The following is a 25,711-nucleotide window of genomic DNA, read 5'->3' as shown; positions in this document are numbered from 1 at the left end:
TGGAAGCGAGCTTGCTCGCGATGGCGATAGGTCAGTCAACATTGATGTTGAATGTCATGACGTCATCGCGAGCAAGCTCGCTCCCACAAAGATTCAAGAGACCGGGGTCAATTCGACGACTCGATGATGAAATTCGTGGGCCAGTGCATGAATCCTTGGATCGGTCGCGCTCGACAACGCCTGACTCGCCACTCGCAGAAAATTCAAATTCCCCCCGGCCAACGCCTTGCGCAGCCAGACCAATGCATCCTCGATATTCCCTTCGTCGGTCAAGACCGCTGCAAAGCTGAACTGCCCGCGAAAATCCCCGCCCTCGGCCGAACGTCGATACCAGTTACGAGCCGCTGCCGGATCCGCCGGACAGACCCGCCCTTCTTCCAGATACCGCCCCAACAGATTCATCGATTTTGCATGGCCCGACTCAGCCGCACGACGATACAGACTCAGTGCTTGAAGTTGATCCTCAACCACCCCGCGTCCGGTGGCCAGCAGATTGGCGTAGTTGTACATCGCCCAATCCAGCCCTGCCGTGGCGGCAAGTCGGTAATGCCTGGCCGCTAGCGATGCATCGGCAGCACAGCCCCAACCATGCTCATGACAACGGCCAAGCATGTTGCGCGCCATCACATGCCCGCGCCGCGCGGCGATGTCGAACCAACGCAGCGCCAGCGGCCGATCCTGAGCAATGCCCTGCCCGTCCAGCAAAATCTGCCCGAGCAACGCCTGCGCATCAAGGACGTCTTCGCGGGCCGCGATCAGAATCGCCTGGGCCGCCCGGGCCGGGCTTTCGTCGAGCATCGCGCGCAGGCGCTCACCGTCGAGCATTTCCTCGCGGCGTAAACGAAAATCCGCCACTTACACCTCGACCCAGCGACGCAACAGGTTGTGATAGGTACCGGTCAGGCGGATCAGCGATGGATGATCGGGCACATCGCGGGTCAGTTGCTGGATGGCCCCGTCCATCTCGAACAACAGGGCGCGCTGGCTGTCTTCACGCACCAGGCTTTGCGTCCAGAAAAACGAGGCGAGTCGCGTTCCCCGCGTCACCGCGTTGACCTTGTGCAGACTGGTGCCTGGGTACAGCACCATGTCACCGGCAGGCAGCTTCACCCGTTGGGTGCCGAAGGTGTCCTGGATTTCGAGCTCGCCGCCGTCGTAATCCTCCGGTTCGCTGAAGAACAGCGTGGCGGACAAATCCGTACGCACCCGCTCGATGCTGCCCTTGGGTTGACGCACCGCGTTGTCGATATGGAAGTCGAAACTGCCACCGGCGGTGTAACAGTTCAGCAACGGAGGAAAGACTTTGTGCGGCAAGGCTGCTGACATGAACAGCGGATTTTTCCACAGCCGCTCCAGCATCGCCGCGCCGATCTCCTTGGCCAGCGGATGCCCTTCAGGCAACTGCAAATTGTGCTTGGCCTTGGCCGACTGGTAACCGGCGGTGATCTTGCCATCGGCCCAATCGGCTTGCTCCAGAGCCTCGCGAATGCGCCGCACCTCGTCTTTTTCGAACAGACCTGGAATATGCAGCAGCATGGCAAGACACCTGAAAACAAAGGGATGCCAATGGTATTGATTCTTATTGCCTGTGTAAAACCCATCTGACGAATGAGTCAGCAAAAACCGTAAGGTTAAATTGTAAAGAATGTAAATTCAGTGCGAATAGTAATATTTCGCAATTGTTACGAATACGTATTTACCCTATATTCCGCCACCTCAAATCCTGGGGGAGGGGAATTCAAATGTCGCGTCAACAACCACAAGTACCGGTCAGTTCACCACGTTTGCTCGCATCGGCCATCGGCATGGCGATTACTGCCGGGTCTGCGGGCCACATGGTTTTCGCGGCGGAAAAAACCGACGAAAAAGCACCGGACAAAGTGATTTCGCTGGGCGCCACCGCCATCACCGGCGAAGCCCAGGACGAGACAACCTACAACGTCGAGAAAGCCTCCTCGCCCAAGTACACCGCCCCGCTGATCGACACGCCGCGCTCGGTGACCGTCGTTCCGCAACAGGTTCTGAAAGACACCGGCTCGCTCAACCTGCAGGACGCGCTGCGCACTGTTCCGGGCATCACCTTCGGTGCGGGTGAAGGCGGTAACCCTCAGGGCGACCGTCCGTTCATCCGCGGTTTCGACGCCCAGGGCGACACCTACCTGGACGGTGTGCGCGATACCGGCTCCCAGAGCCGCGAAATCTTCGCCGTTGAATCGATCGAAGTCAGCAAGGGCCCGAACTCCGCCATCGGTGGTCGTGGCGCCGCGGGCGGCAGCATCAACCTGGTCAGCAAGAAAGCTCACCTGGGCGATTCGCTCGACGGTGGTTTCACCTGGGGCTCCGATCAGACCCAGCGCTACACCTTCGACGGCAACTACCAGTTCACCGACACCGCCGCTGGCCGTCTGAACCTGCTGAGCCACGAGAGCAACGTCGCCGGACGTGACAGCGTCAACTACGACCGTTGGGGTGTCGCACCGTCCCTGGCCTTCGGTCTGGGCACCGACACTCGCGTCAACCTCGACTACTACCATCTTGAAAGCAACGACCTGCCGGACTCGGGTATTCCGTACTCCATCCCGGTCGGTGGCTCGGCTGCCCGTACCAAGTCCAACCCGGACAAGCCGAATGACGGCGGTGACAGCAGCAACTTCTATGGTCTGACCGATCGCGACTTCCGCAAGACCCGCACCGACACCGCGACCTTCGCCATCGAGCACGACCTGAGCGACTCGCTGACCATCAAGAACACCCTGCGTCACGGCTCCAGCATGCAGGATTACATCCTGACCCAGCCGGACGACAGTAAAGGCAACGTCAACAACGGCAGTGTCTGGCGTCGGGCGAATACCCGCGTGAGCAACACCGAGACCACCACCAACCAGACCGACCTGTTTGGTGATATCTACATCGCCGGGTTCAAGAACAGCTTCTCCACCGGTGTCGAATACACACACGAGGAAAGTGAAAAATCCTCGTACAACGTCAACACGGACACCACCCCGAGAACGGCAGCGGTAACCAATAACTGCTCGCCAGCCCTGATCGGCGCGCCAAGCGGTTACAACTGCACCTCGCTGTCCAACCCGAACCCGAATGATCCGTGGAGCGGTGCCATCTCGCGCAACTTCGCCGGCACCGACACCAAGGCCAACACCTACGCACTGTATGTGTTCGACACCCTGACATTGACCGAGCAGTGGCTGGTGAACATGGGCCTGCGCTACGACCATTTCGACACCGACTACAAAACCTTCAACGGTTCCAGCGTGACCACGTCCAAGGGCGATGACACCAGCGAATTCGTTACCGGTCAGTTCGGTGTGGTGTACAAACCCGCCGAAAACGGCAGCATCTATGCGTCCTACGCGACGTCTGCCACGCCACCGGGCAACACCCTGGGTGAAGGTTCGGAAGGCAACCCGTTGGGTGGCACGCCGGATCGCAATGGCAACCTGCTGAAAAGCGACATGGAGCCGGAAACCACCAAGAACTACGAAATCGGTACCAAGTGGGACCTGCTGAACGATCGTCTGTCCCTGACTGCCGACATCTTCCGCACCGAGAAAGAAAACGCTCGTGTGCAGACCAACACCACGACTTACGAAAACGTCGGCAAAACCCGTGTTCAAGGTGTCGAACTGTCGGCCACCGGCAAGCTCACCGACAAATGGCAGGTCTTCGCCGGTTACGCCTACATGGACAGCGAGCAAGTCGATGGCGGCGACATGCCGGCAAACAAAGCCAATGATGGCAACGAATTGCCTAACACGCCGAAAAACAGCGCCAGCCTGTGGACGACCTATCAAGTCACGCCGAAGCTGACCATTGGCGGCGGTGCGTTCTATGTCGACGACGTGTTCGGCAGTGCCGCCAACACCACCATGGTCGATTCCTACGTTCGTTACGACGCGATGGCGGCCTACAAGCTGAGCAAGAACGTCGATTTGCAACTGAACGTGCAGAACCTGACCGACGAGACCTACTACGACAAGGCGTTCTCGACTCACTTCGCCAACCAGGCAGCCGGTCGCACCGCTTTGCTGAGTACCAACTTCCACTTCTGATGGAAATGCGACCAACAACTTCCTGTAGGAGCGAGCATGCTCGCGATGGTCGTCAACGATAACGCGACTAGCCTGACCCCCGCGTCGTTCTCGAGTTTTTCGCGAGCAGGCTCGCTCCTACATAGTTGGTGTGTGGCCAGGCCCCGTTCATCCACATGAACGGGGCCTTTGTGCGTAAAAAAGAATGCTTCTCGACAACCCCACGGCATAATGCGCGCCGTGATGAATCAATTTGAACGAACAAGGCGAGCGACGTGTTGAAGAAAACCCTGTTCCAGTTGCACTGGTTTTTCGGAATCAGCGCCGGGCTGGTCCTGGCCCTGATGGGCATCACCGGGGCGGCGGTGTCGTTTCAGGATGAAATCCTGAGCACACTCAACCCTTCCGTGTTGCAGGTCGATAAACAGGTCGCCGGTGTGCTGCCGCCCGTCGAACTGGTGGAGCGAATCGAAGCCGCGTCGGGCAAAAAAGTCTCGATGCTCACCGTGGAAACCGACAGCGGCAACGCCGCCAAAGTGTGGTTCACCCCGCCACCGGGCGAGCGCCGTGGCGAGATGCGTTACTTCGATCCCTACACCGCCGAGTTCCTTGGCGACGCCACCGGCCAGGACTTCTTCGGCCTGATGTTGCAACTGCACCGCTTTCTCGCCATGGGTGACACAGGTCGGCAGATCACCGGCGCGTGCACGCTGATCCTGGTGTTCTTCTGCCTGTCCGGCCTGTACCTGCGCTGGCCTCGCCAGTGGAGAAGCTGGCGCGCCTGGCTGACTCTGGACTGGAAGAAAAAGGGCCGCAGCTTCAACTGGGACCTGCACTCGGTGGCCGGCACCTGGTGTCTGGTGTTTTACCTCCTGGCGGCGCTAACCGGGTTGTCCTGGTCCTACGAGTGGTACAACAAAGGCCTGACCCGCTTGCTCTCCGACTCACCGCAGAGCGAACGCGTGCGCGGCGGACGGGGGCCTGCGCCGAGCGGTCCGGCACCGACAGCCGATTACGCGGCGATGTGGAGCAGCATCTACAGCGCGGCCGGTCCGCTACTCAGCTCCTATAACGTGCGCATGCCGCCCGTGGCCGGGCAACCCGCGACCGTGTACTTCCTGCTGAAAAGTTCGCCTCACGACCGCGCCCTGAACCAGATCACCCTCGACCCGGCCACCGGCGTGGTCAAGCGCGTTGATCGCTACAGCGACAAGAGCCTCAAGGCGCAACTGCTGACCAGCATCTATGCGCTGCACGTCGGCAGCTACTTCGGCATCGTCGGGCGCATCATCCTGACCATCACCGCGCTGACCATGCCGCTGTTCTTCGTCACAGGCTGGATGCTGTACTTGGATCGTCGGCGCAAAAAACGCCAGATAAAAGAGGCGCGCAAAGACCTCGTGCAACCCGCCAGCGATGCGCCGACGTGGCTGATCGGCTTCGCCAGCCAAAGTGGTTTTGCCGAACAGCTGGCATGGCAAACCGCCGGGCAATTGCAGGCCGCAGGCTTGCCGGTCAAAGTGCAACCGTTGGCGGACGTCAGCGAGCAGGACTTGCATGAATCGAACAATGCCTTGTTCGTGGTCAGCACCTTTGGCGACGGCGAAGCACCGGACAGCGCCCGCGGTTTCGAACGCAAGGTACTGGGCCGCACTCCAAGTCTGGAACACCTGAACTATGCAGTACTCGGCCTCGGCGACCGGCAATATCAACACTTCTGCGGATTCGCCAAGCGCCTGCACACCTGGCTCGGCGAACACGGCGGCAAAACCTTGTTCGTCCCGGTGGAGGTCGACAGCGGTGACCCTTACGCCTTGCGTCACTGGCAACAGCAATTGGGCCTGTTGACCGGCCAGGCTCCCGTGGATACCTGGCAAGCGCCCGGCTACAACAACTGGACCCTGCTGCATCGTGAACTGCTCAATCCGGACAGCAATGGTTCGCCGGTGTACTTGCTGGGCCTCAAGCCTCCTTCCACCAGCAGTTGGCTGGCAGGCGACCTGGTGGAAGTGATGCCGCGCAATTGCCCGTGGGCCATCGAGCACTTCCTCGACGGCATGGGGATTCACGGGGAAACCAGAGTGCAACTCAACGGCCTGGAAGAAACCCTCGAACAGGCCCTGGCCAGCCGCCAGTTGCCGGAGAACCGCACCCATCTGGTCGGCCTGCACGCTCAAGCACTGGCAGAGGCCCTCGTACCGTTGGCCATGCGCGAGTATTCCATTGCCTCGATCCCGGCCGATGGCGTGCTGGAATTGATCGTGCGCCAGGAAGTGCATGCCGACGGCAACCTCGGCGTCGGCTCCGGCTGGTTGACCGAGCACGCGCCGGTGGGCAGTTCCATCAGCCTGCGCGTGCGGCGCAACAGTGGTTTCCATCTGCCGGCCCAAGCGGTGCCGATGATCCTGCTGGGCAATGGCACGGGGCTGGCCGGGTTGCGCAGCCTGCTCAAGGCCCGGATCGCCGATGGTCAGCAACGTCACTGGCTGTTGTTTGGCGAGCGCCATCGCGAGCACGACTACCTGTGCCAAAAGGAGCTGGAGGAGTGGCTGATCAATGGTGACCTGGCGCGCCTCGACCTGGCGTTTTCCCGCGACCAGGCCGAAAAGTTCTACGTGCAGGATCGCCTGCGTGAATCGGCAGCCGAGCTCAAGAAGTGGCTGGCGGACGGTGCGGTGATCTACATCTGCGGCAGCCTTCAAGGCATGGCTTCGGGCGTGGACCAGGTGCTCAACGAGGTGCTGGGCGCCGCCGAAGTGGAGCGCCTGATCGAACAGGGCCGCTACCGCCGCGACGTGTACTGACCCAATGATTTCCCTGTAGGAGCGAGCTTGCTCGCGATGCTCGTTAACGATGACGCGTTCATACAGGATGAGCGCGTTATCCTCAGGTTCATCGCGAGCAAGCTCGCTCCTACAGGGACCCAGAGTCAATCAAACCGGTTGCAACTTCTGCTCGAATACAGACACCCCGTCCAGATCCCGCAACACCACGCTCAACTCCCCCGTTTGCCCATCGATATTCACCTCGCCAAAAAACTGAAATCCGGCAAACGGCGAGACGTTCTGCGCCGGCGGCGCCTTCTCGAACACCACTTCAGGACCAAAGGTCTTATCCAGCGCGTTCGGCCCGAAGCTGCCGGCATTCAACGGCCCGGCGACGAACTCCCAGAACGGCTCGAAATCCTGGAACGCCGCCCGATCCGGGTGGTAATGATGGGCCGCGCAGTAATGCACATCCGCGGTCAGGAACAGGAAATTGCGCACCTGCTGCGCCCGCAGGAAACCGAGTAATTCGGCGATCTCCAGTTCGCGCCCCTGGGCCGGGCCGGGGTCACCGTTGGCCACCGCTTCCCAGCGCGCGACACCGGGACTGACTTCACCATCGGGCACGCCGAGGCCAATGGGCATGTCGGCGGCGATCACTTTCCATTGCGCCTTCGAGGCCTGCATTTCACGCTTGAGCCAGTCCAGTTGCTCACGCCCGAGGAAGGGTTTTTCAGCGCCCAGATTGTCATCGTTGGCCCCGCGATAACTGCGCATGTCCAGCACGAAAACATCGAGCAGCGGCCCGTAGCCAAGCTTGCGATAGATCCGCCCGCCGCCATCGCCGCTCTGCAAACGCATCGGCGCGTATTCGAGCCAGGCCTGGCGTGCGCGGCCCACCAGGCTGTGGATATCCTTGTCCTGATAACGCGCATCCAGCTGTTTGCCTGGCGACCAGTTGTTCACCACTTCGTGGTCGTCCCACTGCCAGATCTGCGGGACCTCGGCGTTGAAGCGACGGATGTTTTCGTCCATCAGGTTGTAGCGATAGTTGCCGCGATACTCATCGAGGGTCTCGGCGACTTTGCTCTTGGCCTCAGTGGTGATGTTGCGCCACACCCGGCCGCCTTCCGTGGTGAGCTGCGCCGGGATCGGGCCGTCGGCGTAAATGGTGTCGCCGCTGTGGATAAAAAAATCCGGCAGACGCAGGCGCATTGCTTCGTAGATGCGCATGCCGCCAATGTCCGGGTTGATGCCGAAGCCCTGCCCGACGGTGTCGCCGCTCCAGACAAAGCGAATGTCGCGGCGGGTTTGCGGCACGCTGCGCAAATGACCGAACCAGGGCTCGCTGGCGACGCCGCTCTGGGCGTCCTCGAATTGCACGCGATAGAAAATCGCCTGGTCGGCGGGCAGCCCGGTGAGTTCGACCCGAGCGGTGAAATCGGTGCGCGCATCGGCCAGGGGCGAGACGAATCGCCGGGGGTTGGGAAACAGGCTGCGGGTGTCCCACTCCACCACCATCCGCGCGGGGCGATCGCAGCGGCTCCAGATGATTGCCCGGTCGCCCAGCAGGTCGCCGGACTGCACGCCGTCGGTGAGTTGCGGCCGATCCTTGACCGAAGCGATCACCGCCGGCGCCAGCCCCGGCAACAACAGCCCGGCGCCGACCGCTTGCATGACACGACGGCGCCCGAGGTTGAAATCGCTCATGGTGTTCTCCCTGAAAAAGGAAAAACTAAAGCATGGCCCTATGACCCTGGCATGACACAGATCTTCCCAGCGCTGCAGATCCCTGTGGGAGCGAGCTTGCTCGCGATGGCGGTAACACATTCAACATGCATGTCGACTGACACACTGCAATCGCGAGCAGGCTCGCTCCTACAAAGGGGCTATGTCAGGCGGTGACGGGCTCTACCGCCAACTCCACCGTCTCCGGCCGCTTGACCAGCGCATACACCACCGCCGTCAACAGGCTCCCTGCCACAATCGCCAACAAATAAAGCAGCGCGTGGTTGATCGCATTCGGGATCGCCAGCACGAACAACCCACCGTGGGGCGCCATCAGTTTGCAGCCGAAATACATCGACAGCGCACCGGTCAGCGCACCGCCGGCGATGCTCGCCGGAATCACTCGCAACGGGTCCTTGGCGGCAAACGGAATCGCCCCTTCGGAGATGAAGCACAGCCCCAGCACCAGCGCTGCTTTACCCGCTTCGCGCTCAGCCTGCGCAAACTTGCGCCGGGCAATGAACGTAGCAATGCCCAGGCCGATCGGCGGCACCATGCCGGCCGCCATGGTCGCCGCCATCGGTGCGTAACTCTGCGACGCCAGCAACCCTACCGAGAACGCATAGGCCGCCTTGTTGATCGGCCCGCCGAGGTCGACGCACATCATGCCACCCAGCAGCACACCCAGCAGAATCGCGTTGGTGGTGCCCATGCTGTCGAGGAAATGCGTGAGCCCGGCAAGCATCCCGGCCACCGGTTTGCCGACCACGTAGATCATCACCAGACCGGTGAACAGGCTCGCCAGCAGCGGGATGATCAGGATCGGCTTGAGTGCCTCAAGGCTTTGCGGCAATCGTGCATAACGGTTGATCGCCTTGGCCGCGTAACCGGCAAGAAAACCGGCAATGATCCCGCCGATGAAACCGGCGCCCAGGGTACTCGCCAGCATGCCGCCGATCATCCCCGGCGCGAGGCCCGGACGGTCGGCAATGGAATAGGCGATATAACCCGCCAACAGAGGCACCATCAGCTTGAACGCAGTGTCGCCGCCGATCTGCATCAACGCCGCCGCCAACGTGCCCTCCTCCTTGAACGCGGTGATGCCGAACACGAACGACAAGGCGATCATCAAACCGCCAGCCACCACCATCGGCAACATGAACGACACACCGGTCAGCAGGTGTTTATAGACACCCGTCTTCTCCTGTTTGGCCGTTGTCCCGGCAGCGCTCGAGGCGCTTTCCTGCTGGCCTTCGGCCAAGGCTTTTTTCAAGGTCGCCTCGGCTTGCTTGAGAGCAATGCCGGTGCCACAGCGATAGATTTTCTTGCCGGCAAAACGTTCGGTGGCAACTTCGATATCGGCCGCCAGCAGCACCACATCGGCTTCGGCAATCGCTTGTGCGCTCAATGGATTGCGCGCGCCGACCGAGCCCTGGGTTTCCACCTGCAGGTCATAACCCAGGCGCTTGGCCGCTTGCTGCAAGGCCTCGGCGGCCATGAACGTGTGAGCGACACCCGTCGGGCACGCGGTGACGGCCACCAGTCGCGGCGCGTTCTGGACGACCGCCACAGGTTCGACGACGGCCTCTTCAGCGGCGTAGACCTGTGCCTCCTGCGCACCACGTCGCAGCACGGCTTCCACGTCCTGCAGGGCTTGGGCCGGGGTGCTCTGGAACAGCCGTTTGCCGACAAACCGCGACATTTCCACCGGCGCGCTGGTCACCAGCAGCACCCACTCGGCCGCGTCGAGGGTGGCTGCCGACAGTTGCTTTTCGGGATGCGCGGCATCGGTGACTTCGACGCTGGTGCTCCAGCCCTGACGCTGGGCCGCGGCATCGAGCAACCGGGCACACAGCACGCTGGTGACCATGCCGTTCGGGCAGGCCGTAACGATGGCTAACTTCATGACAAACCCTCTTATTGTTCTGTCAGGGGACGCACACGTACACCCTGTTCAAGCTGCGCCAGTTGCGCTGCATCGCCAATGCCGAATCCGATCTGGGTCACTGCCATCGCGGCAATCGCCGTGGCGGTGCGCAAGGTCTGCTCCGGCGTATCGGCACTGAGCAAACCGTGGAGCATCCCCGCCAGCAACGAATCACCCGCGCCCACCGTGCTGGCGACGCTGACCTTGGGTGGCGTGGCATGCAATGCCGAGCCGACGCTGAACCAGTTCACGCCTTCGGCACCGTGGGAGATCACCACATGCTCGATACCTTGGGCGTGCAAACGCTCCGCCGCTATGGATTGGGCGCTGACCGACACGACCTCGCAGTCGAGCACCTCGGCCAGCTCTTCAGTGTTGGGTTTGATCAGCCACGGCCCCGCTTTGAGCGCAGCACGCAACGCCTCGCCACTGGTGTCGAGTGCGACGTTAAGCCCCAGTTCTTTCAAGCGTACAATCAACGCCTGCAACCACTGCCCACTCACGCCCAACGGCAAGCTGCCAGCGACCACGACAGCATCGTGTCCCGGCGTAATCTGCTCCAGTCGATCCATCAAGGCCTGCTGCGCCGCCTCGCTGACCTGCGGTCCCGGCCCGTTGATGTCGGTGATGCGCCCGTCGCTTTCCGCCAGTTTGATATTGCTGCGGGTCTCGCCTGGTACACGGATGAAGGCATCGACAAAACCGCGTTTGGCGAACAACGTTTCAAAAGCTTGCAGGTTGTCTTCGCCGAGAAAGCCACTGACGGTCAGCTGATGCCCGAGGTCGGCCAGCACTTGCGCCACGTTCACGCCTTTGCCGGCGGCGTGGGTGTGCATCACATCGCTGCGGTTGACCTGGCCGGCTTCAAGGCGCGGCAACTGGACGGTCAGGTCCAGCGCCGGGTTGAGGGTCAGGGTAAGAATCCGGGCCATTACAGGGCCTCCACTAATGCGCGAACTTCATTGGCGCTGCCCACGGCCAAGGCCTGGCGGGCAAGGGTTTGAGTCTGAGTGAAGCCCAGTTCGCGAATCCGCGCCTTGACTTCGGCAATGCTGCGCGCCCCGACGCTGAGCTCATCCACCCCGAGGCCGACCAGCACCGGCACCGCCAGCGGGTCGGCCGCCAGCTCGCCGCACACACCAACCCATTTACCATGGGCATGGGCCGCGCGCACGGTGATGTCGATCAGTTGCAGCACCGCCGGATGCAAGCCATCGGCCTGGGCCGACAGCGTCGGATGGCCACGGTCGATGGCCAGGGTGTATTGCGTCAGGTCGTTGGTACCGACGCTGAAAAAGTCGACCTCCTGGGCCAGCACCGGCGCCAGCAACGCCGCCGACGGCACTTCGATCATGATCCCCAGTTGCAGGTCGGCGACCGGGATTTCCTGACGAAGGCGTTCGGTCATGTCGCGGGCCTGGCGCCACTCGTCGACGCTGCCCACCATCGGGAACATGATCCGCAGCGGTCGGTTGTCGGCAGCCCGCAGCAAGGCGCGCAGTTGCGCTTCCATGATCTGCGGGCGCTGCAAGGTCAGGCGAATGCCGCGTACGCCGAGGAAGGGGTTTTCTTCCTTCGCAATCGGCCAGTACGGCAGCGGTTTGTCGCCACCGACATCAAGGGTGCGCACCACCAGCGGCCGCCCGGCCAGACCATCGAGGACGCGACGGTACTCGGCTTCCTGGGTTGCCTCGTCGGGCGCTTGCGGGTGGGCCATGAAAATCAGTTCGGTGCGCAACAGGCCAATGCCTTCGGCGCCCTGCTCCACCGCGCCGCTCACACCGGCGCTTTCACCAATGTTGGCGAACACTTCGACAGCGTGGCCATCGGTGGTCAGCGCTGGTTCATGGCGCAGTTCTGCAGCCGCCTTCAAGCGCTGCTCGCGGGTATCGCGTTCGGCCGTGGCGCGCTGCAAGGTCGCTGCGTCAGCGTCCACATGCAGGCGACCACGCTGGCCATCGAGCAGCAACGGCGTGCCCGGCACCAGCAGCAACACGCCGGGGCCGGCGCCGACCAATGCCGGAATACCCAAGGCCCTGGCAACAATCGCACTGTGCGCCGTCGCGCCACCCCGGGCGGTAAGAATCCCCGCCACGCGAGCCGGATCGAGACGCGCGACGTCGGACGGGCCGACCTCGTCCATCACCAGAATGTACGGTTGATCCGGTTCGCTGGGGGTTTCGATGCCGCAGAGCTGCATCAATACCCGACGTCCGATGTCGCGCAAGTCGGCGGCACGCTCAGCGAGCAAGGCATCCTGCAACGCTTCCTGCTGCCGGGCCGCCGCTTCAATCACGGCCATCCACGCCGCCTCGGCGCTTTCGCCCTGCTTGAGCCGCGTATCGACCTCATCGGTCAGTTCCGGGTCGTCGAGCATCTCCTGGTGGGTGATGAAGATTTCGCGGATGGCTTTGCTCTTGCTGCGCTCGATCAGGCCCTGGATGTCACGGCGTACCTGCGCCAGGGCTTGCTGGAGACGCTCACGCTCGATGCCGGCGGATTCGCCGCGCAACGGATAATCGATGGTTTGCAGCACCTGAATATGCGCCGGGCCGATGGCAATCCCCGGAGCTGCGGCAATCGCCTGAACCACGCTGCCAGATATCGGGGCGAGGACCACTTCGGCCATATCGGCAACGACTTCGCGCGCCTGGCTTACCGGCGGCAGCGGTTCGACCTCTTCACCCAGGCCTTCTTCGATGGCGGCCAACAAGGCCGGCAATGCATCGGCTGCGATGCCCGGTTCGGCGATGATTTCCAGGACCTGCCCACGACGGGCGCCGAGGCTGAGCAACTTGCTCAAGCTCTTTACCGACACGGCGCTGTCGTGACCATCGACGATGCGCACGCGGATGTCACCTTCAAAACTTTTCGCCAGTTGCGCGAGGATTTTTGCCGGCCGCGCATGCAAACCGTGAGCGTTGGCCAATGCAATTCGCGCACTGGGCCAGTCGGCGGGCACTTCACCACCAAGCACTTCGAGGACCTTGCGGCTGCTGGTGGCGCGCCCCAACTCATGGCCACGCCCTTCGATCAACAACGCGCACAGGCGTTCGAGCAGGGCTTGATGGGCCTCACCGAGGCTGGCCAGGCAGAACAGTCCATTGAGTGGCTGGCCGAGATAGCGCAGCGGTCTGTCCGGGGTGACGAAGGCCAGGCCCGGACGCTTCACCGTCTGCTCGCTGTGCAGCCACCACAGGCCATCGCCCAAGGGCAGCGCGTCAACCTGTTGCAAAACGGCGGAAAACCCGTTGCTCACGCAGTCGGCCTGCCGCAACAAACGTGCGCCGCGCCAGACCAGCTCTTCGAAATCTTCGGCCGCCACACCGAGGCCGATCATTTGCGCATCCAGCGCCAGCTCCTGCGGCGCGCCTTGCAGCAACTTCAGCAAGGCTTCGGCGGAACCGGCGCGACGCAAGGCCTGGCCCAGGTCAGTTTCACCGAGGGCGCGGGTGAGCAATTGCAACAGGCGCAGATGCTCATCGGATTTGGCGGCGATACCGATCGCCAGGTAAACGATATGACCGTCGCCCCAGTCCACGCCTTCAGGGAACTGCATCAGGCGCACACCGGTGGTGAACACCAGGTCGCGGGTTTCGGGCGTACCGTGGGGGATGGCAATACCCTGACCGAGAAAGGTCGAGCCCTGGGCTTCCCGCGCCTGCAAACCGGCGAGATACCCTTCGGCAACCAGGCCATCGGCGACCAGATGCCCGGCCAGCAATTGCAGCGCTGCGGACTTATCCACGGCCGACTGGCCCATGGAAATCTGCTCTACAGTGAGCTCGAGCATGCTTTCTCCTTTTTGGCGCCTTGGGGCACCAGGTATTGTTTTGAATGAGTCAGCTCAGGCGCCTGGCCATCGTTTTTGGCGGTTTCACGGCAGAACCGACCAAAGGCGCCTAAAGCGTAGAAAATACGCTTGCTGAATCGTTTAATCTAGATCGATTGGCACGTTACTCGATATTGGCCCATCCTTGAAGTCCAACTTGTCGGATGCGTTGCGACAATGGTCGCCTGCCTTAATCGGTTAGGATTGACGAAAATGTCGAGGCAATCTCGAAAAAACAAGGAAACAGCGGGTTGAAACTCAGTGATATTGCCCAGTTGGCCGGTGTGTCCGTCACCACCGCCAGCTATGTCATCAATGGCAAGGCCGAACAACAGCGCATCAGCAGCGCCACCGTCGAACGCGTGCGCGCGGTCGTCGAACAACATGGCTTCACGCCTAACCCACAGGCTGCCGGTTTGCGCAGCCGGCACACCCGCACATTGGGCTTCATTCTGCCGGATCTGGAAAACCCCAGTTACGCGCGAATCGCCAAATTGCTGGAGCAAGGCGCGCGGGCCCAGGGTTATCAGTTGCTGATCGCCAGTTCCGATGATGCGCCGGACAGTGAACGGCAACTGCTGCAACTGTTCCGCGCCCGGCGCTGCGACGCACTGATCGTTGCCAGTTGCCTGCCGGCCGGCGACGACAGCTATCGCCAATTGCAGGCCAAGGGCATTCCGATCATCGCCATCGACCGGGTCATGGAACCCGAGCATTTCTGCTCGGTGATCAGTGACGACCGCGAGGCCAGCCTGCAACTGACCCGCAGCCTGCTCGATCCCTTGCCCAAACAGATCGCGCTGATCGGCGCCCGCCCGGAGCTGAGCATCAGCCAGGAACGTTGCGCCGGCTTCAAAGAAGCGCTCGCCGGGTTCAGCGGCGAGGTGCTGATCGAAGAAGGCGAATCCTTCAGCCGTGAGTGCGGCAAACAACTGATGGAAGAGTTGCTGCAGCGTCTGGGTCATTTGCCCGATGCCCTGGTGACCACATCCTACGTGCTGCTTCAGGGTGTGTTCGATGCGCTGCACGACTTCCCACTGAAAAACCGCCCGCTGCGCCTCGGCACATTCGGCGACACCCAGTTGCTGGACTTCCTGCCGCTGCCGGTCAACGCCATGGCCCAGCAACACCAGTTGATCGCCGACAAGGCTCTTGCACTGGCCCTGGCCGCCATCGAGCAGTCGGATTACCGGCCTGGCGTGCAAGCCATCGCGCGCACGTTCAAGCAGCGTATTCGCCAGGACTGAACCGTGGAGCTGATCGACACCCACACCCATCTGGATTTTCCGGACTTCGACGCCGACCGTCAGGCGTTGCTGGCCGAAAGCCGCGCCCTCGGGGTGCGGCGGATGGTGGTGCTGGGGGTTTATCAGGCCAATTGGCAGCGGGTCTGGGAACTGGTGCAGAGTGATCCCGACCTGCACGCCGCGTTCGGATTGCACCCGGTGTACCTGGACGATCATCGCCCGCAACACCTGAGCGAACTCGCTGACTGGCTGAGCCGTCTGGCCGGCCATCGGCAACTGTGTGCAGTCGGCGAGATCGGCCTGGACTACTTCATCGAAACCCTGGACCGCGACCGCCAGCAGGCGTTGTTCGAGGCGCAATTGCGACTGGCGGCGGATTTCAATCTTCCGGCTTTGATCCATGTGCGGCGCAGCCATGCGGCGGTGATTGCCACGCTCAAACGCTTCAAGCTCAAACGGGCAGGCATCATCCATGCCTTTGCCGGCAGCAAGGAAGAGGCCCGGGAATACATCAAGCTGGGTTTCAAACTCGGCCTTGGCGGCGCTGCGACCTGGCCTCAAGCGCTGCGCATGCACCGCGTGCTCGCCGAGCTACCGCTGGATTCTGTGGTGCTGGAAACCGACTCGCCGGACATGGCCCCAGCCATGTTCCCCGGCCAGCGCAACAGCCCGGCACACCTGCCGGCGATCTGCGCGGCACTGGCCGACATCATGGCGATCAGCCCCGAGCAATTGGCCACGGCCAGTACGGCCAATGCCTGCGAGTTGTTTAACTGGTCATAACGGCCAGCACCCGCCCACTGTAGGAGCGAGCCTGCTCGCGATGGCTGAGTATCAGTCGACATCAATGTCGCCTGATAAACCGTTATCGCGAGCAGGCTCGCTCCTACAGGGTCCCCGAGCGCTCTTTCAAACCCGAAACGCGCTGATCAACTGCTTCAACTCCACGACCTGGGCCGACAATGCTCGACTGGCATCTTCGGTCTGATGCGCACCTTCAGCGGTGCGCTCGCCGGCGCGATTGATCTCGACGATGTTCTGGTCGATGTCGTGAGCCACCGCGGTTTGCTGCTCCACGGCGGCGGCAATCTGTTGGTTCTGGTCGACGATCATGCCGACCGCTCCCAGGATGTTTTCCAGCGCCCGCTGGACCTTCTCCGACTGCCCGACCGTGCCGCTGGCCATTTCATGGCTGGTGCCCATGGCCTTGACCGCCGCGCCGACACCGCCATGGAGCCTGGCGATCATCTGCTCGATTTCTTCGGTCGATTGCTGGGTTCGTTTGGCCAGGGTCCGGACTTCGTCGGCCACCACGGCGAAACCACGGCCCTGCTCACCGGCCCGCGCTGCCTCGATGGCGGCATTGAGCGCCAGCAGGTTGGTCTGCTCGGCGATGCTCTTGATCACTTCGAGCACGCGGCTGATGGACTGGCTGTCGCTGGCCAGTTGGTTGATCACCAGTACCGATTGATCGATCTCGCTGGCCAGCGCGGCAATGCTGCCTTGCTGAGATTCCACCAGACTGCGGCCACTGATGGTCTCATCGTTGACACTGTGGGCACTGCTCACCGCCGCGGCGGCACTGCGCGCCACTTCCTGGGAAGTGGCCGACATCTGGTTCATGGCCGTGGCCACTTGTTCGATCTGCGTGCGCTGCCCGGCGACGGCCTGGTTGCTTTGCGCGGAAACGTTTTGCACTTGCCCGGCCTGACGCTCGACTTCGCTGACGGTCTGCCCTACCCGCTCGATCAGGTCATGGATTTTTTTCACCGTGCCGTTGAACACCTCGCCCAACTCCCCCAGCTCATCGCGGCTGTGGGCACTGAAGGTCACGGTCATGTCGCCGGCCGCCACCTTGTCCATCACCGCCCCCAGGCGCTTGAGCGTGGTGCGGGTCGAGGCGTAGAAAGCGCCGTAGAGATAAAAGATCAGCACAAATACGACTGACAGCGCCACGGCCTGCAACACCATGTGCGTGCGGTTCTGGTCCAGGCGTTGCTGCAACTGCGGGCCCAGATACTTCAGGGTGGCTTCGTTGAGTTGGTAGGTCTGGTCCATCAGGGCAGTGACCTGATCGTAAAAACCCTGCCACGGCGCGTCGAGGGTATCGGCCATGACCACTTGCTCTTCGAACAGCTCGCTGGCCTTCTTCAAGGATGCCCGGCTGCTATCGGCCTGAGCGGCCAGGGTCTCACGCGCAGCCTTGCTGGAACCCAGGGCATCCTGCAACTTCAGGCCATACTCGGCCTGGAGCTTTTCAATCTGCGCCAGCAATTCATCGAAACGGGTACTCGAAGCCGAATTGATGAACCCCTGCCCCAACGAGTAAGACCCCATCGCCCGACCTTCGCCCAGGATCTGGGTGACCCGTGGCGTGACGAGGGTGACGAGCTCGCTCAACTGGCGCATGTCGCTCTGGTTGTCGCGACTCAGGCCCGACTGGCTGGTGATGAGCTGGCTGAATATCTGCGCGCTGCCCACCAGTTTGCCGATCAAGGCACTTTTGCTTTGCAGGGAGTTTTCCGTTTGCTGGGCCTTGAACGCGGTGATCATTTCATCGCGTTTACCATCAAACACCGCGACCTGCTCCGGGTCGCTGGCCATCGGTGTCAGCCCTTGCAGGCGAGTCAGAATATTCTGCTCGAGGGTGCTGATTTTCGATTCGACATTGCCGGCCTTGCCGGATTGGCCGAGGCTGACATTGATCTGCACCAGGTTGTTCAGGGTTTCCAGATCGCGCCGCAGCGTCAGGCTGCTGCCCAACAGGTCGAGACTTTGCAGTTCGATGCGCGTGCCCTGGAATTCGCGATAGGAGTCCCGCACCAGATAGAAGTTGGTCACCAGCATCGGCACCAGGAACAGTACGCTGATCAGGCTGAACTTCATGCCGAAGCTCAGGCGGTTCATCAGTGCGACAGCGGGATAGAGCAAGCTCTTCACTGGATGTCTCCCTTCGATTTCTTATTTTTTTTATTGGCGGGCGCAGACAGACGGCAGATAGCCACTATTCGGCGCTATCTCTGTATAACTTAAATCGGCAGGAGGTTTTGTAACTTAAGGTTAACGACAGGGCGAAGCACTTCGCACTAGTGACCGCCCTGTGATCAAGGAGCTTTTCTGAATGCAGCGTTAATGCAGGACCGTCCACAACGCAAACCCGGCATACCAGAGCACCGCCGCACGCAGCAGCAACGCCCAGATGCGGTCCAGATTGTTGATACCTTCGGCGCCGCTCACCGGTGCCGGAATTTCACCGGCCACCAGCCCGACTTTCACGATCAATTGCGCGGCGCTGATGTTCCAGTTCAGCAGCTCATGCAGCATGACCCGACTGACCGCGACAAAATTGCCAACCAACGCCAGGCTCGCCGCCAGCAGACGCACCGGCAACCAGTCGAAGGCATGACGCAGTTGCCCGGCGCGCTCTACCACCGCCGGGTTTTTCCCGTGTTCTTCGGCCAGCGCCAGCAGCCGATAACTCAGCGCCGCGACCGGTCCCAACAGGAAGTACCAGAAAATCACCGCGAAAAAGCTCTGGTAGGCCTCCCACAGCAAATGCCCTTCGACCTGCTCCAGCAACTGCTCGCCACTGTCTGCGCAGATATCCAGATCGCGCTTGGCGACATGGGCCGCCGCTTGCAGGTCCTCCCGACGCCAGGCATCACGGAACGGTCCGAGATCACCCAACAGATCACCGCGCCCCAGGCTGTAGATCACCACCAGCAAATGGATCGGCAACGCCAGTAACCCGTAGGCCACCGGCTCGATGACGACCAGCAGCAAACCCAGCAACGCCACCGGCAACAAGACCATTACCGCCAACACCAGCCATGGCCGCTCCGAAAGTCGCGGGCTGGCCTCAAGCTTGTTCAGCTCGTGTGTCCAGCCATTGTCACGCTGAACCCGATGACGCAGGGCCGAGAACTTCTCGATCCATACCGCCAACAGCAACACCAGAAAACTCATCGTCCTTCCTCTTGTGCCAGGGCGGCACGATAGCGTGCCCAGTCGAACGCCGGCCCTGGATCGGTTTTGCGCCCCGGTGCAATGTCGCTGTGCCCGCAGATGCGCTCTGTGGTGATTGCCGTGAACGCCTGTTGCAACTGGCGGGTCAGGGCTGTCAATGCGCTGTATTGCGCGTCAGTGAACGGCAGATCATCCGTGCCTTCAAGCTCGATGCCCACGGAAAAATCGTTACAGGTTTCCCGCCCCTCGAAGCACGAGACACCCGCATGCCACGCACGCTCAAGACATGAAACAAACTGGGTGACGGTACCGTCACGTTCGATCAGAAAGTGCGCCGACACCCGCAAATCCGCGATCCCTTCAAAATAGGGGTGTTCGGTGACATCCAGACGATTCTGGAAAAATTCCTGCACCTTGCCGGTGGCGAACTGCGCTGGCGGCAGGCTGATGTTGTGGATCACCAGCAGGGAAATTTCGCCTGTGGGGCGCGCATTGAAGTTGGGTGAGGGGCAGACATGCACACCCTGAATCCAACCGCTCGCGGGGTCCAACTGCATACCGATTCCTTCAACGTCGACTGTATTGGCACAGTATGCCGCGATAATCCCCCGGGGCGCGATCACTTGCCGCGATTGAGGCACTTGAGGTTGCCGATCACCGACTCCAGCGCCCGCTCGAACAGCAAGGTGTCGTCAAGCACTCGCGCCACGCCGTTGCGCAGCTCCAGGGCCAGGTCGGTGCGACGGCGCTCGCCCTGGGTAACCGCGAGAAAGTCGGCCAGCAATTCGGAAAATATCGCTGGGTCATCGACAAAGTCATTCAACAGACGCTGTACGACCTGGTCGATGCGCACGTAAAGGCTGTCACGCTCATGATCGTCACAGGCTCCCCACCCCATGGCCGCGTTGGCGATTTCGTTGAGCAGACGTCGCGCCGGATGATTGCTGCGACTGAAGAAGCTCTTGTCGAGCACCGCCACCTTGACCAGTGGAATCTGCAATCGGCCAATCAGTGCCTTGAGGGAATCCGGCAGGTTGCGATCATCGAGCATGCATTCGAAAAGCATGGCGACCAGGTTGATCACATCTTCATCGGCCTCCCCGAAAACCCGCGACCGACCGCTTTTGACGCTGACTCGGGTCAATAACTGTTCGAGCTGGTTGCGCAGATCGAAATCATCAACGGCCGCCGGTGCCGGCACGTATTGCTGCAAGTGCGAAAGCAGGCGCAACAGATCTCGCGTGGAAATCGGATCGGGGCCCTCATCGGTCAGTCCGACCGTGACGCTTTTGTCAGGTCGGTCCGTGGTACGACGCACCGGGGCCAGTTTCAGGTTGGGTAAGACACCGGTGGCGAGCAGCAGCTGATTGGCTTCTGCGTAAAGCTGATCGGCCTCGCTGAGGACATAGCGTTCGAACAACGTGAGGATGATCAGCTTGACCTTGATCTCAAGCCCGAGCTGGCGTGCGGCTTGCAAAAAGTATTCGCAGAACATCGCCGGACCCAGAGGGTTGTGCAGGTCGCCCGGCTCCTTGCCCAACAAGGCACAGAGTCGGGCCGTCAGTTGGTCCAGGGCGAAACCGTCGCGATCCAGCACCCGGCTGACCATCGCCTGCACCGCGACCGTGCGCTCGCGCTCGTCATCGGGTTGCGCCGTCGAGGTATCGGCCGCCAGAGTCTGGGGCAAGGCCGCAAACGCGCTTTCGTAGTGGGCAAGTCGGATAAACGCGGCGAAAAGCTGCTCGAGAAAAACCCGCTCGATGCTTTTGCGCTTGAGGCGCAAATCGCGCATCGCTTGAAAGAAGATGTTCTGCTCGATGTCACAGCGGGCGCGGTCGGCCATTTCGAAGAGGGTGTCGTCGGCGTTGTCGAACAGCGCCTGCAATCCGTGTCGCAGCTGTTGCGCGGCCTTGTCGCGAACCTGAAGAAGAATCGCCGGCAGTCGGGCGAGTGGCGAGTGAGCCACCTGGTCGGTAGTTGCCTTGTGCAAAGGCACTACATTCCCGTCGTTGTGCATTCGGCCTCCCTGGAACGGTGATGCGTCAACTCGTCAAACTCATGACGTCAAATACAAGGCGAATTATCTTTTAAAAACTCCCCCTTGCGCCAGAAGACTCTGCATCTGCTCTCAAACAGGCGTTTGCTTGGCAACGATGACCAACACGACAATGGCAGGGATTCGACCAAATGCAGGCGCCCGTGCCAACGTAACGCTCTGATGCCTTGGGTTGGTCCGTGCCATGGCCCTATAATCGAGCCACTTTGTTTGTGGAGTCCGTTATGCCGAACCTACATCTCGCCGATCTGACCGCCGAAATCGAAGCCAACGTGCGCCGTGCGTTGCGTGAAGACATCGGCAGCGGCGACATCACCGCGCAGTTGATCCCGGCCGAACGCCTGGCCAAGGCCACCATCATTACCCGCGATGCGGCCGTCATCAGCGGCACCGCCTGGGTGGATAACGTGTTTCGGCAACTGGACCCACGGGTGGCGGTGCATTGGCAGGTTGCCGACGGTGAACGGGTGGCGCCCAACCAGGTGCTGTTCCACCTCGAAGGCCCTGCACGCTCGCTGCTGACCGGCGAACGCAGCGCCCTGAACTTCCTGCAGCTGCTCTCCGGCGTGGCGACCCGCGCGCAGTACCTGGCGGACTTCGTGGCCGAGACTCAGGTCAAGCTGCTCGATACCCGCAAAACACTGCCGGGGCTGCGCCTGGCTCAAAAGTACGCCGTAACCTGCGGCGGTTGCCACAACCACCGCATTGGCCTGTATGACGCCTTCCTGATCAAGGAAAACCACATCGCCGCCAGCGGCGGTATCGCCCAGGCCATCGCCGCCGCGCACAAGATCGCCCCGGGCAAACCGGTCGAGATTGAAGTGGAAAGCCTGGATGAACTCAAGGAAGCGCTGGAGGCTGGTGCCGACATCATCATGCTCGACGAACTGAGCCTGGACGACATGCGCGAAGCCGTGCGCCTGAACGCCGGCAAGGCCAAGCTGGAGGCCAGCGGCGGGATCAACGAAAGCACGTTGCTGCCGATTGCACAGACCGGGGTGGATTACATTTCGATCGGTGCGATGACCAAGGATGTGAAGGCGGTTGATCTGTCGATGCGCCTGAGTCTCTGATCACACGTACAAATTGTAGGAGCGAGCTTGCTCGCGATGTACCCGAGAGCGCCACGTTTAACCAATAAACCCGCGTAATCGTTTACGACCATCGCGAGCAGGCTCGCTCCTACAGTTCGTGTCAAACCACCAGGTTGTTCATCTCGCAGTACTCTTCCCACCCGACGCCCAACACCTCGGCAGCTTCTTTGTGCAACTTCAGGCGTTCTGCTTCGTATTCTTCCGGCGTTGAGGTGTACTTGAGCGTCAGCTCCCACGGCTGCAGGCCCTGGGCTTCGGCCTCGTCCTCGAACGCCCATTGAATCTGGTCTTTCTGATCATCGGCACTCAGGTCCTTGATCTCTTCCATCAGATCCGGCACATCCAGCACGTACTTTTTCAGTGCTTCTTCGTGTCTGGCTTCTTGGGTCAATTCTTTTATTGTCATGGCGTTCTCGTTGATCTGGGGAATGGAAGATGGATCTGGATCATCAAGGATCTCTCTGACGCAAAAAACCGTAAGCAGCGCGGTTTGTCTGGCCTTCAGAACCATTCGGGATCATCTGAAAACAAGTCTTGCTGGTGCCCGAGACAGGAATCGAACCTGCGACCTTCGCGTTACGAGTGCGCTGCTCTACCGGCTGAGCTACACGGGCGGTGGGCTAAACCTAGCACTGACTTCAGGGGCAGGCAACTTCCGGAACGTCTCAATTTCCTGCAGACAAAAAAATGCCCCACAGCTTTCACTGCGGGGCACTTTCTACAACGTTGAAGCGCTCAGGCGTAAGGCGTGATTAAACGCCCGAAGCCTTGGCTGCTGCCACGTCTTTGATGGACAGCTTGATACGACCGCGGTTGTCCACGTCCAGTACCAACACTTCCACTTCCTGGCCTTCTTTCAGGATGTCGGTCACTTTCTCAACGCGAGCGTCGCTCAGCATGGAGATGTGAACCAGACCGTCCTTGCCCGGCAGGATGTTGACGAATGCGCCGAAGTCGACGATGCGCTCAACCTTGCCCACGTAGATCTTGCCGATCTCGGCTTCAGCGGTGATGCCCAGAACGCGCTGACGTGCAGCTTCAGCCGCTTCCTTGGTTTCGCCGAAGATCTTGATCGAACCGTCGTCTTCGATGTCGATCGAAGCCTTGGTCTCTTCACAGATCGCACGAATGGTCGCGCCGCCTTTACCGATGACGTCACGGATTTTGTCGGTGTCGATTTTCATCGCGATCATGGTCGGAGCGTTGGCCGACAGTTCGGTACGCGACTGGCCAATGATCTGGTTCATCTGGCCGAGGATGTTCAGGCGCGCTTCCAGGGCTTGGCCCAGAGCGATTTCCATGATCTCTTCGGTGATGCCCTTGATCTTGATGTCCATCTGCAGCGCGGTGACGCCTTTGGCGGTACCGGCTACCTTGAAGTCCATGTCGCCCAGGTGGTCTTCGTCACCCAGGATGTCGGTCAGGACGGCGAATTTTTCGCCTTCTTTAACCAGACCCATGGCGATACCGGCAACCGGCGCCTTCATCGGCACACCGGCGTCCATCAGGGCCAGGGAAGCGCCGCAAACGGAAGCCATCGAGCTCGAACCGTTGGATTCGGTGATTTCCGAAACCACGCGGATGGTGTACGGGAACACGTCAGCGGCAGGCAGCATGGCCGAAACCGAACGACGGGCCAGACGGCCGTGACCGATTTCACGACGACCAGCGCCACCCATGCGACCACACTCGCCTACCGAGAACGGTGGGAAGTTGTAGTGCAGCATGAACGGGTCTTTCTTCTCGCCTTCCAGGGTGTCCAGCAGCTGTGCATCACGGGCAGTACCCAGAGTTGCAACGACCAGAGCCTGGGTTTCGCCACGGGTGAACAGAGCCGAACCGTGGGTCTTGGGCAGAACACCGACTTCGATGTTCAATGGACGTACGGTCTTGGTGTCGCGACCGTCGATACGTGGCTTGCCGTTAACGATGTTTTCGCGAACGGTGCGGTATTCGATTTCGCCGAAAGCCGCTTTGACTTCGCTGGAAGAAGGCTGGCCTTCTTCACCGGACAGCTTGGCAACGACCTGGTCCTTCAACTCGCCCAGACGAGCGTAACGGTCGGCCTTGACGGTGATGGTGTAGACCTGGGAGATCGCTTCGCCGAACTCGGCACGGATAGCGCCCAGCAGTTCGGTGGCTTCTGGCGCAGGAGCCCAGGTCCAGGTTGGCTTGGCAGCTTCAGCGGCCAGTTCTTTAACGGCGTTGATCACAACCTGGAACTCGTCGTGAGCGAACAGTACCGCGCCCAGCATCTGGTCTTCGGTCAGCTCTTTGGCTTCCGATTCAACCATCAGCACGGCGTCCGAAGTACCGGCAACGACCATGTCCAGGCTGGAAGCCGCCTGTTGCTCGTAGGTCGGGTTCAGCAGGTAGCCGGTGCTTTCGTGGAACGCAACGCGGGCAGCGCCGATCGGGCCATCGAAAGGAATGCCGGAGATCGCCAGGGCAGCCGAGGTACCGATCATCGCAGCGATGTCCGGATCGGTCTTCTTGCTGGTGGAAACGACGGTGCAGACTACCTGCACTTCGTTCATGAAGCCTTCAGGGAACAGCGGACGGATCGGACGGTCGATCAGTCGGGAAGTCAGGGTTTCTTTCTCGGAAGGACGGCCTTCGCGCTTGAAGAAACCGCCAGGGATCTTACCGGCAGCGTAAGTCTTTTCCTGGTAGTGAACAGACAGAGGGAAGAAGCCCTTGCCTGGATCGGCTTGTTTTGCACCGACTACGGTCACCAATACGCTGACGTCGTCGTCAACGGTGACCAATACTGCGCCGGAGGCCTGACGGGCGATACGGCCAGTCTCGAGGGTAACGGTCGACTGACCGAACTGGAATTTTTTGATTACCGGGTTCACGGTGTCCTACCTTCTTTGTGGCTCTTGGGGGAACTGGTTTCTTGCGAAATTCTTGGGCAATGTCGGGAATCGGCCCGACTGGTTTGTCCAGGTGTCACTCAGGTAAAGCAGGTATCCAGATAAAACTTGAGGCTGGAAGCCTGCCATGCGCCAGCGGGAAACCCGCTGGTGCACGACAGACAGCCAACCTCT

General features: G+C 61.0%; 16 protein-coding genes, 1 tRNA gene and 1 pseudogene. 5 read left to right on the top strand and 13 right to left on the bottom strand.

What is annotated here, in order from left to right; genetic code table 11:
• Nucleotides 1-93 precede the first annotated feature (93 nt).
• Both AC3ITA_RS03890 and AC3ITA_RS03885 read right to left on the bottom strand, forming a co-directional pair.
• Complete coding sequence (locus AC3ITA_RS03890) at nucleotides 94-825, bottom strand: tetratricopeptide repeat protein (protein WP_414929823.1); 732 nt, start codon at nucleotides 823-825, stop codon at nucleotides 94-96.
• 30 nt (nucleotides 826-855) lie between these two features.
• Nucleotides 856-1,536: a Fe2+-dependent dioxygenase gene (locus tag AC3ITA_RS03885; protein WP_414929777.1), complete on the bottom strand. Its 681-nt coding sequence runs from the start codon at nucleotides 1,534-1,536 to the stop codon at nucleotides 856-858.
• 206 nt (nucleotides 1,537-1,742) lie between these two features.
• On the opposite strand from AC3ITA_RS03885, the gene AC3ITA_RS03880 reads away from it, so the two are divergent.
• Nucleotides 1,743-4,067: a TonB-dependent receptor gene (locus AC3ITA_RS03880; protein WP_414929778.1), complete on the top strand. Its 2,325-nt coding sequence runs from the start codon at nucleotides 1,743-1,745 to the stop codon at nucleotides 4,065-4,067.
• Between the two features lie 254 nt (nucleotides 4,068-4,321).
• Nucleotides 4,322-6,850 carry a PepSY domain-containing protein gene (locus tag AC3ITA_RS03875; RefSeq protein ID WP_489279516.1) on the top strand — a complete coding sequence of 843 codons (2,529 nt, stop codon included), beginning with the start codon at nucleotides 4,322-4,324 and terminating at the stop codon, nucleotides 6,848-6,850.
• 129 nt (nucleotides 6,851-6,979) lie between these two features.
• Here AC3ITA_RS03875 and AC3ITA_RS03870 read toward each other — a convergent pair whose 3' ends face one another.
• The 4 genes from AC3ITA_RS03870 to ptsP all read right to left on the bottom strand — a co-directional run bounded on the left by AC3ITA_RS03870 (nucleotide 6,980) and on the right by ptsP (nucleotide 14,259).
• Entirely contained in the window at nucleotides 6,980-8,521 is a 1,542-nt protein-coding gene (locus AC3ITA_RS03870; protein ID WP_489279514.1) for an alkaline phosphatase D family protein, read from the bottom strand.
• Between the two features lie 184 nt (nucleotides 8,522-8,705).
• Entirely contained in the window at nucleotides 8,706-10,445 is a 1,740-nt protein-coding gene (locus tag AC3ITA_RS03865) for a PTS fructose-like transporter subunit IIB (RefSeq protein ID WP_489279512.1), read from the bottom strand.
• Nucleotides 10,446-10,456: 11 nt separating this feature from the next.
• Nucleotides 10,457-11,398 carry a 1-phosphofructokinase gene (gene pfkB / locus AC3ITA_RS03860; RefSeq protein ID WP_489279510.1) on the bottom strand — a complete coding sequence of 314 codons (942 nt, stop codon included), beginning with the start codon at nucleotides 11,396-11,398 and terminating at the stop codon, nucleotides 10,457-10,459.
• Entirely contained in the window at nucleotides 11,398-14,259 is a 2,862-nt protein-coding gene (gene ptsP / locus AC3ITA_RS03855; protein WP_489279509.1) for a phosphoenolpyruvate--protein phosphotransferase, read from the bottom strand. Before ptsP ends, pfkB begins: the two co-directional genes overlap by 1 nt.
• Nucleotides 14,260-14,549: 290 nt before the next feature.
• Between ptsP and cra the strand changes: the two genes are divergently transcribed.
• Together cra and AC3ITA_RS03845 are read left to right on the top strand one after the other, a co-directional pair.
• Nucleotides 14,550-15,545: a catabolite repressor/activator gene (gene cra, locus AC3ITA_RS03850; RefSeq protein WP_150672212.1), complete on the top strand. Its 996-nt coding sequence runs from the start codon at nucleotides 14,550-14,552 to the stop codon at nucleotides 15,543-15,545.
• 3 nt (nucleotides 15,546-15,548) lie between these two features.
• A complete protein-coding gene (locus AC3ITA_RS03845) occupies nucleotides 15,549-16,328 on the top strand; it encodes a TatD family hydrolase (RefSeq protein ID WP_414929783.1) in 780 nt (259 codons plus the stop codon).
• A gap of 126 nt (nucleotides 16,329-16,454) precedes the next feature.
• Here the strand turns inward: AC3ITA_RS03845 and AC3ITA_RS03840 are convergent, their stop codons facing one another.
• The 4 genes and pseudogenes from AC3ITA_RS03840 to AC3ITA_RS03825 all read right to left on the bottom strand — a co-directional run.
• On the bottom strand, nucleotides 16,455-18,485 hold the full coding sequence (locus tag AC3ITA_RS03840) for a methyl-accepting chemotaxis protein (RefSeq protein ID WP_095942393.1): 2,031 nt from the start codon (nucleotides 18,483-18,485) through the stop codon (nucleotides 16,455-16,457).
• Between the two features lie 189 nt (nucleotides 18,486-18,674).
• On the bottom strand, nucleotides 18,675-19,511 hold the full coding sequence (ampE, locus tag AC3ITA_RS03835) for a regulatory signaling modulator protein AmpE (protein ID WP_095942394.1): 837 nt from the start codon (nucleotides 19,509-19,511) through the stop codon (nucleotides 18,675-18,677).
• A complete protein-coding gene (gene ampD, locus AC3ITA_RS03830) occupies nucleotides 19,508-20,068 on the bottom strand; it encodes a 1,6-anhydro-N-acetylmuramyl-L-alanine amidase AmpD (protein ID WP_414929784.1) in 561 nt (186 codons plus the stop codon). The genes ampE and ampD overlap by 4 nt, the downstream gene beginning before the upstream one ends.
• 173 nt (nucleotides 20,069-20,241) lie before the next feature.
• Nucleotides 20,242-21,528: pseudogene (locus AC3ITA_RS03825) on the bottom strand (DUF1631 family protein); the annotation flags it as partial.
• A 263-nt stretch (nucleotides 21,529-21,791) separates the two neighbouring features.
• Between AC3ITA_RS03825 and nadC the strand changes: the two are divergent.
• Nucleotides 21,792-22,640, top strand: a complete 849-nt coding sequence (gene nadC / locus AC3ITA_RS03820) for a carboxylating nicotinate-nucleotide diphosphorylase (RefSeq protein ID WP_414929785.1) — start codon at nucleotides 21,792-21,794, stop codon at nucleotides 22,638-22,640.
• Between the two features lie 121 nt (nucleotides 22,641-22,761).
• Here the strand turns inward: nadC and AC3ITA_RS03815 are convergent, their stop codons facing one another.
• The 3 genes from AC3ITA_RS03815 to pnp form a co-directional block, all read right to left on the bottom strand.
• The gene (locus tag AC3ITA_RS03815; protein WP_095942397.1) at nucleotides 22,762-23,067 is read right to left on the bottom strand and encodes a DUF6388 family protein; all 306 of its coding nucleotides are present in this window, start codon (nucleotides 23,065-23,067) and stop codon (nucleotides 22,762-22,764) included.
• A 132-nt stretch (nucleotides 23,068-23,199) separates the two neighbouring features.
• Nucleotides 23,200-23,275, bottom strand: a tRNA-Thr gene (locus AC3ITA_RS03810).
• Between the two features lie 138 nt (nucleotides 23,276-23,413).
• Nucleotides 23,414-25,519 carry a polyribonucleotide nucleotidyltransferase gene (pnp, locus tag AC3ITA_RS03805; protein WP_489279507.1) on the bottom strand — a complete coding sequence of 702 codons (2,106 nt, stop codon included), beginning with the start codon at nucleotides 25,517-25,519 and terminating at the stop codon, nucleotides 23,414-23,416.
• Between the last annotated feature and the right edge of the window lie 192 nt (nucleotides 25,520-25,711).

This window comes from Pseudomonas sp. GL_090 (genome assembly GCF_057837765.1).
Note: the sequence above shows the minus strand (reverse complement) of the source record. Positions and strands in the feature narration are given on the sequence as shown.

Coding starts and splice junctions, on each gene's coding strand:
- AC3ITA_RS03890 (WP_414929823.1), bottom strand. CDS start 825: ATGCTCGACGGTGAGCGCCTGCGCGCGATGCTCGACGAAAGCCCGGCC.
- AC3ITA_RS03885 (WP_414929777.1), bottom strand. CDS start 1,536: ATGCTGCTGCATATTCCAGGTCTGTTCGAAAAAGACGAGGTGCGGCGC.
- AC3ITA_RS03880 (WP_414929778.1), top strand. CDS start 1,743: ATGTCGCGTCAACAACCACAAGTACCGGTCAGTTCACCACGTTTGCTC.
- AC3ITA_RS03870 (WP_489279514.1), bottom strand. CDS start 8,521: ATGAGCGATTTCAACCTCGGGCGCCGTCGTGTCATGCAAGCGGTCGGC.
- AC3ITA_RS03865 (WP_489279512.1), bottom strand. CDS start 10,445: ATGAAGTTAGCCATCGTTACGGCCTGCCCGAACGGCATGGTCACCAGC.
- pfkB (WP_489279510.1), bottom strand. CDS start 11,398: ATGGCCCGGATTCTTACCCTGACCCTCAACCCGGCGCTGGACCTGACC.
- ptsP (WP_489279509.1), bottom strand. CDS start 14,259: ATGCTCGAGCTCACTGTAGAGCAGATTTCCATGGGCCAGTCGGCCGTG.
- ampE (WP_095942394.1), bottom strand. CDS start 19,511: ATGAGTTTTCTGGTGTTGCTGTTGGCGGTATGGATCGAGAAGTTCTCG.
- ampD (WP_414929784.1), bottom strand. CDS start 20,068: ATGCAGTTGGACCCCGCGAGCGGTTGGATTCAGGGTGTGCATGTCTGC.
- nadC (WP_414929785.1), top strand. CDS start 21,792: ATGCCGAACCTACATCTCGCCGATCTGACCGCCGAAATCGAAGCCAAC.
- AC3ITA_RS03815 (WP_095942397.1), bottom strand. CDS start 23,067: ATGACAATAAAAGAATTGACCCAAGAAGCCAGACACGAAGAAGCACTG.